Source organism: Bacillus sp. 5RYD7K, assembly GCF_059831465.1.
Genome location: NZ_CP191200.1, coordinates 458,100 through 469,764 on the forward strand (window position 1 = coordinate 458,100; position 11,665 = coordinate 469,764).

12 protein-coding genes are annotated in these 11,665 nt (G+C 46.9%); 4 read left to right on the forward strand and 8 right to left on the reverse strand.

Annotated features, from left to right (window positions below; genetic code table 11):
* Positions 1-29 precede the first annotated feature (29 nt).
* Positions 30-905, forward strand: a complete 876-nt coding sequence (locus tag ACQE26_RS02325) for a TetR family transcriptional regulator (RefSeq protein ID WP_500470550.1) — start codon at positions 30-32, stop codon at positions 903-905.
* A 17-nt stretch (positions 906-922) separates the two neighbouring features.
* The gene (locus tag ACQE26_RS02330; protein WP_500470551.1) at positions 923-2,344 is read left to right on the forward strand and encodes an MDR family MFS transporter; all 1,422 of its coding nucleotides are present in this window, start codon (positions 923-925) and stop codon (positions 2,342-2,344) included.
* A gap of 41 nt (positions 2,345-2,385) precedes the next feature.
* Here the strand turns inward: ACQE26_RS02330 and ACQE26_RS02335 are convergent, their stop codons facing one another.
* From ACQE26_RS02335 to ACQE26_RS02350, 4 genes are read right to left on the reverse strand one after another with little or no spacing between them, the layout of a single operon-like run.
* Entirely contained in the window at positions 2,386-3,330 is a 945-nt protein-coding gene (locus ACQE26_RS02335; RefSeq protein ID WP_438421196.1) for a siderophore ABC transporter substrate-binding protein, read from the reverse strand.
* Positions 3,331-3,351: 21 nt separating this feature from the next.
* The gene (locus ACQE26_RS02340; RefSeq protein WP_016937256.1) at positions 3,352-4,110 is read right to left on the reverse strand and encodes an iron ABC transporter ATP-binding protein; all 759 of its coding nucleotides are present in this window, start codon (positions 4,108-4,110) and stop codon (positions 3,352-3,354) included.
* Positions 4,104-5,051 carry an iron chelate uptake ABC transporter family permease subunit gene (locus ACQE26_RS02345; RefSeq protein WP_045926247.1) on the reverse strand — a complete coding sequence of 316 codons (948 nt, stop codon included), beginning with the start codon at positions 5,049-5,051 and terminating at the stop codon, positions 4,104-4,106. Before ACQE26_RS02345 ends, ACQE26_RS02340 begins: the two co-directional genes overlap by 7 nt.
* Entirely contained in the window at positions 5,041-5,994 is a 954-nt protein-coding gene (locus ACQE26_RS02350; RefSeq protein WP_016937258.1) for an ABC transporter permease, read from the reverse strand. The genes ACQE26_RS02345 and ACQE26_RS02350 overlap by 11 nt, the downstream gene beginning before the upstream one ends.
* A 414-nt stretch (positions 5,995-6,408) precedes the next feature.
* On the opposite strand from ACQE26_RS02350, the gene ACQE26_RS02355 reads away from it, so the two are divergent.
* Entirely contained in the window at positions 6,409-7,773 is a 1,365-nt protein-coding gene (locus ACQE26_RS02355; protein ID WP_500470554.1) for an aspartate kinase, read from the forward strand.
* 94 nt (positions 7,774-7,867) lie between these two features.
* Positions 7,868-7,969: a YjcZ family sporulation protein gene (locus ACQE26_RS02360; protein WP_500470556.1), complete on the forward strand. Its 102-nt coding sequence runs from the start codon at positions 7,868-7,870 to the stop codon at positions 7,967-7,969.
* Positions 7,970-8,112: 143 nt separating this feature from the next.
* Here the strand turns inward: ACQE26_RS02360 and phrC are convergent, their stop codons facing one another.
* From phrC to yclJ, 4 genes are all read right to left on the reverse strand, one after another.
* On the reverse strand, positions 8,113-8,232 hold the full coding sequence (gene phrC, locus ACQE26_RS02365) for a phosphatase RapC inhibitor PhrC (RefSeq protein ID WP_016937261.1): 120 nt from the start codon (positions 8,230-8,232) through the stop codon (positions 8,113-8,115).
* Positions 8,216-9,364 (reverse strand): Rap family tetratricopeptide repeat protein, encoded by a 1,149-nt coding sequence (locus ACQE26_RS02370; RefSeq protein ID WP_045926250.1) that lies wholly within the window; start codon positions 9,362-9,364, stop codon positions 8,216-8,218. The genes phrC and ACQE26_RS02370 overlap by 17 nt, the downstream gene beginning before the upstream one ends.
* A 153-nt stretch (positions 9,365-9,517) precedes the next feature.
* Positions 9,518-10,951 (reverse strand): two-component system sensor histidine kinase YclK, encoded by a 1,434-nt coding sequence (gene yclK / locus ACQE26_RS02375; protein ID WP_162492439.1) that lies wholly within the window; start codon positions 10,949-10,951, stop codon positions 9,518-9,520.
* Complete coding sequence (yclJ, locus tag ACQE26_RS02380; RefSeq protein ID WP_016937264.1) at positions 10,938-11,621, reverse strand: two-component system response regulator YclJ; 684 nt, start codon at positions 11,619-11,621, stop codon at positions 10,938-10,940. The genes yclK and yclJ overlap by 14 nt, the downstream gene beginning before the upstream one ends.
* Positions 11,622-11,665: the final 44 nt, after the last annotated feature.

Below are 11,665 nucleotides of genomic sequence, written 5' to 3' on the forward strand. Positions count from 1 at the left end.
TATTGTGACGAAAGAAGGAATCTGGGCTTATGAACGATAAGAAAACGGATATTCTGCTGGCGGCAAGAAAGCTTTTTTCGAGGAGAAGCTTTTCGTCGGTATCGATGCAGGCGATTGCTGAGGAGTGCAAAGTCTCCAAAGCATCTTTATATAAGCTGTTTGAATCGAAAGAAGACCTGCTTCTGGAGCTGCTCGATTTTAACCAGAAACAGATGGTAGCGGCCGCTTCACTATTAAATGAAGAAACAAGCCTGTCCCCTGAGGAACGGTTTGCCAAAAAACTGATGGCTGAGCTTGAAGGCTTCAGGCGCAATCAGCAGTTTTTTAATATGCTGATGTACGGAAGCCCTTCCTCTATTAATGACCGGGTAAAACGGCATATTCACAGGGCCCGTTCCACTTTTATCTGCTGGCATCGCGATTCACTGATTCAGACGTACGGCGAAGACATCATTCCTTATGTATGGGAGCTGGTGATTGTCCTGCAGGGGCTCCTGAGAGAATGCATCACGCTGATTAAGCTGGAAAAAGAACCGCTCGACCTGGAACCTCTCACGGAGTTTATCATCCGCCATCTCAATCTCATCGTCGAAAACAGGAAAACCGAAACCGCTTTGCCGCAGGAGATGATTGACCTTTATATCGCCTCGGCTTCCTCATTTGAGCCGAAAGACAAAACCGTATTGCTGGCTGAAAGCCTGAAGGAGCTGAAAGAAGCCGTCTCAGTCCTTCCTGAGGAGAAATATGATGCCGCGGGTCTCGTTTCCGCGGCGGCCATGCTGGAGAAAGAATCTGCGGACAAACAGCCGCGGGATTTTCTCATAAAAGCGCTCATCGGTTATTTGGAACAGGCCGGACCGCTGCACCAGCCGCTTGCAGCCGTTAAAACATTGCTCAAACTATAAAGAAAGAAGGAATCAGCTTGAATAAGAGTATTAAAACTGCACCGTACAACCGCTCTGTCATTGTCGGGATTCTTTTGGCGGGAGCGTTCGTCGCCATTTTGAACCAGACGCTGCTTATTACGGCGCTGCCGCACATTATGAATGACTTCAATATAGACGCCAACAAAGCGCAATGGCTGACAACATCGTTTATGCTGACGAACGGGATTTTAATCCCGATTACCGCGTTTTTAATAGAAAAATTTACGAGCCGCACCCTCTTGATTACCGCCATGAGTATTTTCACGGCCGGAACCATTGTCGGTGCATTCGCTCCGAACTTTCCGGTATTGTTAACGGCCCGGATTATCCAGGCGGCCGGCGCCGGAATTATGCTGCCGCTCATGCAGACGGTATTTCTCACGATTTTCCCGATTGAAAAGCGCGGCCGCGCAATGGGTATGGTCGGCTTGGTGATCTCGTTCGCGCCGGCAATCGGCCCGACGCTTTCCGGATGGGCGGTCGAAGCATTCTCTTGGCGCTCTTTGTTTTATATCATCTTTCCGATCGCGGTCATCGATTTGCTTTTAGCGATTATTCTGATGAAAAATGTCACGACATTACGAGAAACACAGATTGATATTTTATCCGTGATCTTATCGACCCTCGGATTCGGCGGCCTGCTTTACGGCTTCTCAAGCGCCGGTTCATCAGGGTGGACCAGTACTGAAGTGCTGACCTCGCTGCTTGTCGGAGCGGTCGCGCTGATTTTCTTTATCGCAAGACAGATGAAGCTCAAAAAACCGATGCTGGAATTCCGCGTGTTTTCCTTCGGGATTTTCAGCCTGACCACCCTGCTCGGCACGCTTGTTTTCGCGCTGCTGATCGGAACGGAAACCATTCTCCCGCTCTACACGCAGAAGGTCCGGGGCGTATCCGCGTTTGATACCGGATTAATGCTTTTGCCGGGCGCGGTTGTGATGGGGATGATGTCTCCGTTTATCGGCCGGATTTTTGACAAAATCGGCGGAAAGGGCCTTGCGATGACCGGATTCTTTATCATCCTGCTCACGTCCCTGCCGTTTATGAATCTGACGGACTCGACTTCTCTCATTTGGATTGTCGTCGTTTATACCGCGCGGCTTTTGGGAACAGCCATGATTATGATGCCGGTGACGACAGCGGGAATCAACGCCCTGCCGCGCCACTTAATTCCGCACGGCACAGCCATGAACAATACCGTCCGCCAAATCGGCGGTTCTATCGGTACGGCGCTGCTTGTTTCCATTATGAGCAGTCAGGCTGCGCACGCAAATACGTCAGCTCCGGCAAACGCCGCCTTGCACGGCATGAATGCGGCATTTGTCGTGGCCGCCTGCATCGCGCTGGCCGGCTTCCTGCTATCTTTCACTTTGAAGAAAAAACCGCGTCAGCCTGAGCAGCAGGCCGTCACGCGCTAAACGAAAAAGAACCCGATCACTTATGTGACCGGGTTCTTTTTTTATTTCTCGATTCCGTCTTTTACTTCTTTCACCATTTGCAACATGGATTCCAGGCCGCCTCCTGATAAATACCATGTAGCTGAGTCAAGGTAGACAACATGGTTGTTTTTCACGGCTTTCACCGATTTTACATAATCATTTTCAACCACTTGTTTCGTTGAAGATTTTGTGCCGATCGCTGTTCCGCGGTCAACGACAAACATGTAATCAGGGTTTGTTTTGGCGATATATTCATAGGAAATGCTTTGTCCGTGCAGTGATGCTTCGATGTTTTTGTCAGCTGGTTTAACGCCGAACACATCATGAATGAAGCCGTATCTTGATTTAGATCCGAACGCGCTGATTTTGCCGTCGTTCGCCATCACCACTAGACCGTTTTTATCCGTGCTGCTTGTCTTTTTCTTCAGATCGGCAATGGACTTGTCAATGTTCGCAAGCTTATCTTTCACTTCATTTTCTTTGTTAAAGATTTTGCCGATCACTTCGGTGTTGTGTTTGAATCTGTCAACGTAGTTTGTATAGTCATCATCAAGATAAATCGTCGGCGCGATTCTTGAGAACTCTTTATAAGAATCAGATTGTCTGTGGGCGATAATGATTAAATCCGGATCAATATCTGCGACTTTTTCAAAATCCGGTTCTTTTAAACCGCCTGTATTGGCGTATTTATCACTATTATATGAAGATAAGTATTTTGGAAGGTTTTGTTTCGGAAGTCCCGCCACATGATCCTGTAAACCGAGTTCATCCATCGTGTCCAGCATTCCGAAGTTGAATACGACGACTTTTTTCGGGTTCTTCGGCACTTTGACTCCTTCTTTGTTCATGTCGTCCTTAATCGTGACCATTTCTTTTGATTTGCCGGATGTTTTGTCCCCGTTTCCGCATGCAGAAACAACAAAAATCGTAACGAGCGCAATAAATAGCAATGCGAATTTTTTCATGTCTCTCACCTCATCTGGTTTTTAAGAAAAATACACACCGATCCGCTGACTGTCAATCTCTTGAATCGGAATAGTCATATCATAAATGTCTTCAAGCACGGAAGTGTCAATAATCTCCTCCGCCGGCCCTTCTTTGACGATCCGGCCGTTTTTCAGAGCAACGATATGGTCTGAGTATACGGAAGCGAAGTTGATATCGTGAATCACTACGACGACCGTTTTTCCGAAGTCCTCCACAAGCCGCTTCAACAGCTTCATCATTTCAACGGAATGCTTCATATCTAAATTGTTCAGCGGCTCATCGAGAAAAATATAATCCGTATCCTGAGCGATAATCATCGCGATAAACGCCCTCTGGCACTGGCCTCCGCTGAGCTGATCGAGATATTTATCCTTTAAGTCGTCAAGCTTCATATAACTGAGGGCCTGGTTGATGTGCACCCAATCCTCATCCGTCAGCTTCCCCTGGGAATACGGAAATCGGCCGAAGCTGACCAGGTCTTTAATCGTCAGCCTGATATTGATTTGGTTCGTCTGCTTCAGGATGCTGATTTTTTTCGCCAGCTCATTGCTTTTGCAGGAACCGATCTCTTGACCGTCAACCGTGATTTCTCCGGAATCCGTCTTAATCAGCCGGCTCATGATAGACAGCAGCGTGCTTTTTCCCGCGCCGTTCGGACCGATAAACGAGGTAAGCCTGCCCTTTTGAATGGAAAGAGACGTTTTCTCAAGGACAACTTTCCCGCCGTATTGTTTGCTTACATTTTTGACCTCTACCATGATTTATTCTCCTTTAACAGCAGATAGATAAAATAAATCCCGCCGGCAAAATTAATGATGACGCTCAGCGTTGTGGAAAACGTGAACACTTTTTCCACGACGAACTGGCCTCCGACAAGCGCGATGATGCTGATCAGAACAGACCCCGCGATTAAATACGTGTGCCTGAAGGTTTTTAAAAACTCTCTCGCCAGATTGACGACAAGCAGTCCTAAAAACATAATCGGCCCGACAAGAGCCGTAGAGACAGACACAAGAACAGCGACGACAATGAGCATCTGTTTCACAAGCTTATCGTAATCAATCCCAAGGTTGACGGCGTGTTCCCTGCCGAGCGACAGCACGTCAAAAAACCGCGTGAACCGCCAGACATAAATGCCTGTCAGAAGAAAGACGGCACCGGCAAATCCTAAAAGATCGGTGTTGATATTGTTAAAGCTGGCAAACATTTTGTCCTGAACAACCTGAAACTCATTCGGATCAATCAGCATCTGCATAAAGGATGACAGACTGTTGAACAGCGTGCCGAACACGACGCCGACAAGCAGAAGGAAAAACACGTTCCGCCCCTCGCCTTTAAACATGAGCTGATATAAAACGAGTGACAAGAGCACCATCAGCCCGACGGAGATGACGAAATTAAGGTTTTTGTTCATCATGACGATATTCATTGAACCGAACAGAAACACGATGACGGTCTGAATGAGCATATACAGGGAATCGAGGCCTAGAATGCCCGGTGTCAGTATGCGGTTATTTGTAATCGTCTGGAAGATGACCGTTGAAAATGCGATCGCTCCCCCGGTGAGCATCATGGCAAGCACTTTGAAGCACCGTCTCGGCAGGGAGTATTCCCAGTTGCCCAGTCCGTAGAACAAAAAGAATCCGATACATATCATGGCGAGCGCCGCCAGCAGCGTAATTTTTTTATTATGACTCATATGCTTTTCTCCTTAACAGCATATACAGGAAGATGCCGCTGCCGATCACACCGACCATCAGGCCGATGGAAATTTCGTAAGGGAAGATGATCACCCTTCCCAAAATGTCGCAAAAGAGCACAAAAACAGCGCCCAAGAGAGCTGTGTGGGGCAGACTGCTCCTCAGGTTGTCCCCTTTGTAGATCGACACGATATTGGGAATGATCAAACCGAGAAACGGCAGCATCCCGACGGTCAGAATCACAAGTGAAGCGATAAGCGACACGATAATCAGACCGATATTGACGACGCGTTTGTATTTCAGGCCGAGATTGACGGAAAAGCTCTCTCCCATTCCCGCCACCGTAAATTTATCCGCATAGACATAAGCGATGATCACAAGCGGGATACTCAGATATAAAAGCTCGTACCGGCCTTTGACGACCAATGAGAAATCCCCCTGCAGCCAGGACGACAGATTTTGGATCAGATCGTATTTATACGCGATAAACGTGGCGACTGAACTGACGATATTCCCAAGCATTAAACCGACGAGAGGAATAAAAATCGCATCATTGAACTTGATTCTCTCGAGGATTTTCATGAACAGGAAATTTCCCGCCAACGCGAAAATAAAAGCGATAGACATTTTCACAAGCGGACTCGCTGACGTAAAAAGCATTAATGAAATCAAAATCCCGAGCCTTGCCCAGTCCATCGTTCCCGCAGTCGTCGGCGATACAAATTTATTCCGGCTGATCTGCTGCATGATTAATCCGCAGATGCTCAGGCTCATGCCGGCAATAATAATGCTCACCAAACGCGGCAGCCGGCTGTCAAATAATGTACTTGCCTGTTCTTTATTTAAATGAAAAATATCCAGCGGCGACAAGTCTTCTACACCGATAAAAATAGAAGTACACGCCAATACCGCCAGTAGCAAAAGTAAGTAACGTAGCTTCATGCTGCCTCCCCGCACCCATCACAAACGGTATGACTCATTGCCAAACAACTCCCATACATCCCCACTCGTAATGATTATCATTATCAACGACAATTATAATCTTATCATCTTTCCAAGCGCAGTCAATACGGTTTTGCTTTTAAAAGCGGTCATCCGCGGGCCGTACACTAAATTCTTTTACAATCAGTCTATCAAGAATTTGCAGGATTTACTATAACCTTCATTTGGCTGCTTATCATTTTTTGCACAGGATGACACACTTTAAGGAAGCAAATCTGACAAACAGCGACGAAATTCCTCTCTGTGAATACAAATGTGCTTTCCACGTAGAAAAAACCCTTGATTTACCTCTTTGAAAGAGAGATAATAAAAATTAAATTTGTGAGAAAATTTAAATATTAGGGGATGTAAATCATGAAAGTTGTAAAATTCGGAGGCAGCTCCCTTGCGTCAGGAGCCCAGCTTGAGAAAGTGTTTCAAATCGTGACGGCCGATCCCGCGCGGAAAGCCGTCGTCGTATCGGCGCCGGGAAAACGCTTCTCGGACGATACAAAGGTGACGGATCTGTTAATCCGCTGTGCGGAGCATTATTTGCAAAAAGGAGCGGCTCCCGAGCTCGCCGAAGCGGTCATTGAGCGGTACGCCGCCATCGCGCGCGAGCTGGATCTCGATCCCTCTATTATAGAAAGAATCCGCCGTGACTTATTCGCTCTCTTAAACAGCAGCAAAGCCAATCCCGATCAGTATATGGATGCGGTGAAAGCGAGCGGCGAGGACAATAACGCGAAGCTGATCGCGGCCTACTTCCGCAGGCAGGGCGTGAAAGCCGAATACGTAAGCCCGAAAGAAGCGGGGCTGTTTGTGACGAATGAACCCGGCAGCGCGCAGGTGCTCCCTGAGTCTTATGATCATTTGTACCGTCTGAGAAACCGTGAAGGCTTGATCATTTTTCCTGGTTTTTTCGGCTATACGAAGGAGAATGAGATTGTGACGTTTTCCCGGAGCGGTTCAGATATTACCGGCTCCATTCTCGCCAACGGCTTAAAGGCCGATCTGTACGAAAACTTTACCGATGTGGACGCCGTCTATTCCGTCAACCCGTCGATCGTGCAGCATCCGAAAGAAATTAACGAACTGACGTATCGGGAAATGCGTGAGCTCTCCTATGCCGGGTTTTCCGTTTTTCATGATGAAGCGCTGATTCCCGCTTTTCGGGCCGGCATCCCCGTTCAGATTAAAAACACGAATAATCCTGATGCGAAAGGAACGCGCGTCGTCAGCAGCCGCGACAATACGAACGGGCCTGTCATCGGCATCGCAAGCGACACGGGCTTTTGCAGCATCTACATAAGCAAATATTTAATGAACCGGGAAATCGGCTTCGGCCGCAAAGCCCTTCACATTTTGGAGGAAGAGGGATTGACGTATGAGCACGTTCCATCCGGAATTGACGATATCACAATCATCCTTCGGCACAATCAGATGGACTTAGAGCTGGAAGAGAAGCTCGTCACCCGTCTGAAGCAGGAACTTCAAGCAGATGAAGTCACCGTCAGGCACAATCTGGCGCTGATTATGGTAGTGGGCGAAGCGATGCGCCATAATGTCGGCACAACCGCCAGGGCATCCAAAGCGCTGTCGGGAGCCGGCGTCAACATCGAGATGATCAATCAGGGATCATCGGAAGTCAGCATGATGTTCGGGGTGAAAGAAGAACAGGAAAAACACGCGGTGCGGGCGCTGTATGACGAATTTTTCGCCGGGGTCTTACTCTCATAGGGCACAGCCTCTTTTTTCTCTTGTCCACTAATATCCCTTACAAAACAGCTTCTGAAACATATTGTATGGTATAGACAATGTGGAGGTGAAGCAAATGATGGGATACTCAGGAGGCGGAATTAGCTCTTTCGCTTTGATCGTTGTTTTATTTATCCTGTTAGTAATCGTAGGTACTGCCTTTGTTGGCGGTTTCTAAGCATCACTCCGTCTATATGAGGACGCTGCGGGTTTTGACCTGCGGCGTTTTCTTTTTTTCTTTGAGCCGCTTCCATGCACACAAAAAAAGACTGCTGAGAACATTCTCAGGCAGTCTTTTTCTTTGTTCAGGTTATTTTCTTCTCACGTCATTCCTCTTTCAGTTACATGGAAGTCAGCCTGATCTGTCTGGCCTGCACCTGCAACTGTAAAAATCGCGGCGGCTGCTAAACAAATAACAAACCATTTAGATTTCAATTTCATACAAACCCTCACTCCTTTGTATTTGTTTTCTTGCCTCTTCGACTTTCAGAAAATAGTCAGAAGAAATTTTAAAGCAATTTTGTTCATAGTAATATTTAGCTGCTTCTAGTGCTAAATCCTCTATATCGGCGTACAAATTTTTATTCTCCAGGTAGCGGAAACATGCGCTGATTTTTTCCTCATCCGGTTTCGCCTGATACAGAGCCTGCAGCCATTCGAATTTTACCGTGTAAACGGGATCGTCTGTTTCTTTAGCATATTCATATCCCCGCCTGTGATATTCCGACGCTTTATCTTTTTTTCCGAGTTTAAAGTAAATGAGTGTGATTAGAAAATATGCTTGAGGAAGAGAATTGACGATTCTTTGTGATTCAAATGTATCAACCGCCCGTTCAAAGTAAGGAATCGCTTCGTCGGTGCGGTCCTGATTGTAGTAGCACAGTCCGAGGTTATACAGCGCCCTCCCGACAAGCTGCGCTTTTTGTTCTTTTTCAGCCATTTGCAGAGCGTGCTGAAAATGTTTGGCCGCCTGTTCAAAACGTCTTTCATCCATTAAATTGACGCCGAACACAAAATGGCATTGAATGATCCGGACGTTGTATGTGTCCTGCTCTACGTAAATTTCATAAGCATTCTTTATATGTATCAAAGAAAAATACGTTTGTTTCATATGATAATAAGCTTCGGCCACCTTAAAATAAAACTCTGCCCGCTCCACGTGGTCCGATACGAAGGCCAGTTTTTTCTCAGCCTGTTTATAATACGTAATCGCTGATATAAATTCTCTTTTATCAAATTCAAACATGCCTTTGAAAAAGTTGACGTAATAATCGAGAAGCCCTTTGAGTCCGGCCTGGCTGTTATCAATGTTATCAAGAATTTCCGACAGGGTCGGCTGGTCTTCTATCTTCAGTTTTTCCAGCGGCTCCAAGTAGTCCAGCATCAGCTGATGGCGAAATTCCATGAGGGAATAATAAAGCACCAAGTTCGAATCAGGCTCCATATGGTCAAGCTCTTGTTTGATCTCGGCCTTCAAGATCTCCGCATCCGGCACGCTGAATGTTCTTATGTATCGATACCACTCGTTAATCTTCTGCCCGACTGCTGAAGAAGGAATTAACCCGCTCTTCATTCCTTCACCCTCCCCATCCAAGACCTGTTTACCAGTTATTTTATCACGTTTCCGTGTCTTTCCATCCCGAAAAACACGCAAACTTTGTTTCGGCAGAGCGCAATTTTTCGCAGTGAAGATGAAACAGCCGGCAGCCAAACAGGACTTCCGGTTTTAAAATGATTCATGTTTCGTATTCAGCGGAAGGCGGATTGTAAAGGTTGTGCCTTTTCCCTTTTCGCTGTCAATGTCTATCGTGCCTTTGTGCATTTCGACGAGCTGCCTGACGATGGACAGGCCGAGTCCGTATTCGCCGTATGCCGTATTCGTTCGGGACACATCCGCCTTATAAAAACGCTCCCATATGTGCTCAATTTCTTCTTTCGAAATACCGATTCCGGTGTCTTCGATTTCAATAACCGTTTCCTTATAGCCTTCATACCCGCGCAGCGTAATGTCTCCGTTTTGCGTGAATTGAATGCTGTTTTTCGTAATGTTGACGAGAATCTGGATCAGCCTGTCATAATCGGCGAACACTTTGACGCCGTCCTCCGCTTCAATCCGGAGCCGGTTTTGTTTTTCCTCGGCCTGCTGATTGAGATGCTCTTTAATAATCTCAAACACCTCGATGAGCGGCAGGCTCAGCTTGTCCAGCTTGATCTGCTGGGATCTGATTTTTTCATAATCCAGGTTTTCTTTCACGAGCCTGAGCATCCGCTTCGTTTCTTCGCTGATCAGCGAGAAGCATTTCTCTTTATCTTTTTCCGGGATGGTGTTGCTGTTAAGGCCCTCCACCAGCCCGTTAATGGTCGTCAAAGGCGTTCTCAGCTCATGGGAAACATCGGCGATAAATTGGCGCCTCCGCTTTTCAAGGCGGTCAATCTGCTCTCTCGATTGCTTCAGATTTTTAGCCATCGTATTGAAATCGGACGCCAGCATGCCGATTTCATCGCCGCCGCTGTTCTTGAGCGAAATATCGTAATCACCGCAAGCCACTTTTCCCGTCGCATCCCGCAATGTCTGAATCCGCTTGACGTGAAACTTAGATAAAAGCCAGCTTAACAGAATCGTGATGATAAGGGTGCTGATAATCGCGTAAATCATATAGCGGTTGACCTGGCTGATCATCTGCTCGACCCCTCTGACAGGAGACACGAGCAGCACCGCGCCTTTAAATTGATTGTTGATAAAAAGCGGTTTTGCGACGAGCGATACTTCTAAGCCTTCCGTATTAAAACGATTCATCTCCGCTCTGATCTGAACGGTTTTCCCTTGCTTCAGCATGCGCCACTCTTTGCTTTTCAGCTTCTCGCGCGGCGGCATATCGTCAGGAAAAAAGTAAGGCCGCTGATGTTCATCAAAAATAATAAACCTTGTCTCGCGCGTTTTTAACATGTCCTGATACGGATACAAGCGGCGCAGATCAAGTTCGCGCCCGTTCAGCTCACTTGTGATCTGTTGGGCATAGGATGACAGCTCATCCACTTTGTTTTGATACGCAAAATCTTTCACAAAATGTGAAAACAGGGAAATGATGATGAAAAAGGCCAAAATCAAAATGCTGACATGGCTCAGCAGCAGCTGATATAAGTATTTAATCCTCATCAAATTTGTATCCTACCCCCCACACCGTGTATAAAAACGTTTTTTCGTCACTGGACAGTTTTTTGCGCAGCCGTTTAATATGAACATCAACCGTACGTTCATCGCCGTAAAATTGATAGCCCCACACCTGCTCAAGCAGCTGCTCTCTTGAAAAAACCTGGCGCGGGTTCTGTGCGAGATAAAAGAGCAGATCAAATTCCTTCGGTGTCAGATTCTCGACAGGTTTTCCGTGCAGAAACACTTCCCGCGTCTTCTTATTGATTGAGAAACACGCCGTTTCGATCAAGTCATCGCTTTTTACGGCCTGCCCCGTCGCCCGGTATCTTCTGATCACCGCTTTAATCCGCGCTACAAGCGTCAGCGGGCTGAACGGCTTGGTGACATAGTCGTCGGCCCCCATTTCAAACCCGATCACCTGATCAGACTCCGTGTCCTTTGCGGTCAGCATAATAATCGGCACACTGCTCGTCTCTCTTATTTTCCGGCAGATCGTCACTCCATCCATGGACGGAAGCATAATGTCCAGAATGACCAAATCCCACTCCTCTTCTGTGAACCGCTGATAGCCTTCCACTCCGTCATGGACAAATTCGGCTTCAAATCCTTCTTTAAAAAAGAACATTTCCGTCATGGTGCATACGCTTATATTGTCTTCTATCATTAATATCTTCATTGGTTCCTCCGCTTATCTTGACGCTTTTACTTATAATAGCACCA

What these genes read in the sequence shown, in the direction of transcription:
- ACQE26_RS02355 (WP_500470554.1), top strand. Translation starts at nt 6,409, where the DNA reads ATGAAAGTTGTAAAATTCGGAGGCAGCTCCCTTGCGTCAGGAGCCCAG.
- ACQE26_RS02370 (WP_045926250.1), bottom strand. Translation starts at nt 9,364, where the DNA reads ATGAAGAGCGGGTTAATTCCTTCTTCAGCAGTCGGGCAGAAGATTAAC.
- ACQE26_RS02335 (WP_438421196.1), bottom strand. Translation starts at nt 3,330, where the DNA reads ATGAAAAAATTCGCATTGCTATTTATTGCGCTCGTTACGATTTTTGTT.
- ACQE26_RS02325 (WP_500470550.1), top strand. Translation starts at nt 30, where the DNA reads ATGAACGATAAGAAAACGGATATTCTGCTGGCGGCAAGAAAGCTTTTT.
- yclJ (WP_016937264.1), bottom strand. Translation starts at nt 11,621, where the DNA reads ATGAAGATATTAATGATAGAAGACAATATAAGCGTATGCACCATGACG.
- phrC (WP_016937261.1), bottom strand. Translation starts at nt 8,232, where the DNA reads ATGAAATTGAAATCTAAATGGTTTGTTATTTGTTTAGCAGCCGCCGCG.
- ACQE26_RS02345 (WP_045926247.1), bottom strand. Translation starts at nt 5,051, where the DNA reads ATGAGTCATAATAAAAAAATTACGCTGCTGGCGGCGCTCGCCATGATA.
- ACQE26_RS02340 (WP_016937256.1), bottom strand. Translation starts at nt 4,110, where the DNA reads ATGGTAGAGGTCAAAAATGTAAGCAAACAATACGGCGGGAAAGTTGTC.
- ACQE26_RS02360 (WP_500470556.1), top strand. Translation starts at nt 7,868, where the DNA reads ATGATGGGATACTCAGGAGGCGGAATTAGCTCTTTCGCTTTGATCGTT.
- ACQE26_RS02350 (WP_016937258.1), bottom strand. Translation starts at nt 5,994, where the DNA reads ATGAAGCTACGTTACTTACTTTTGCTACTGGCGGTATTGGCGTGTACT.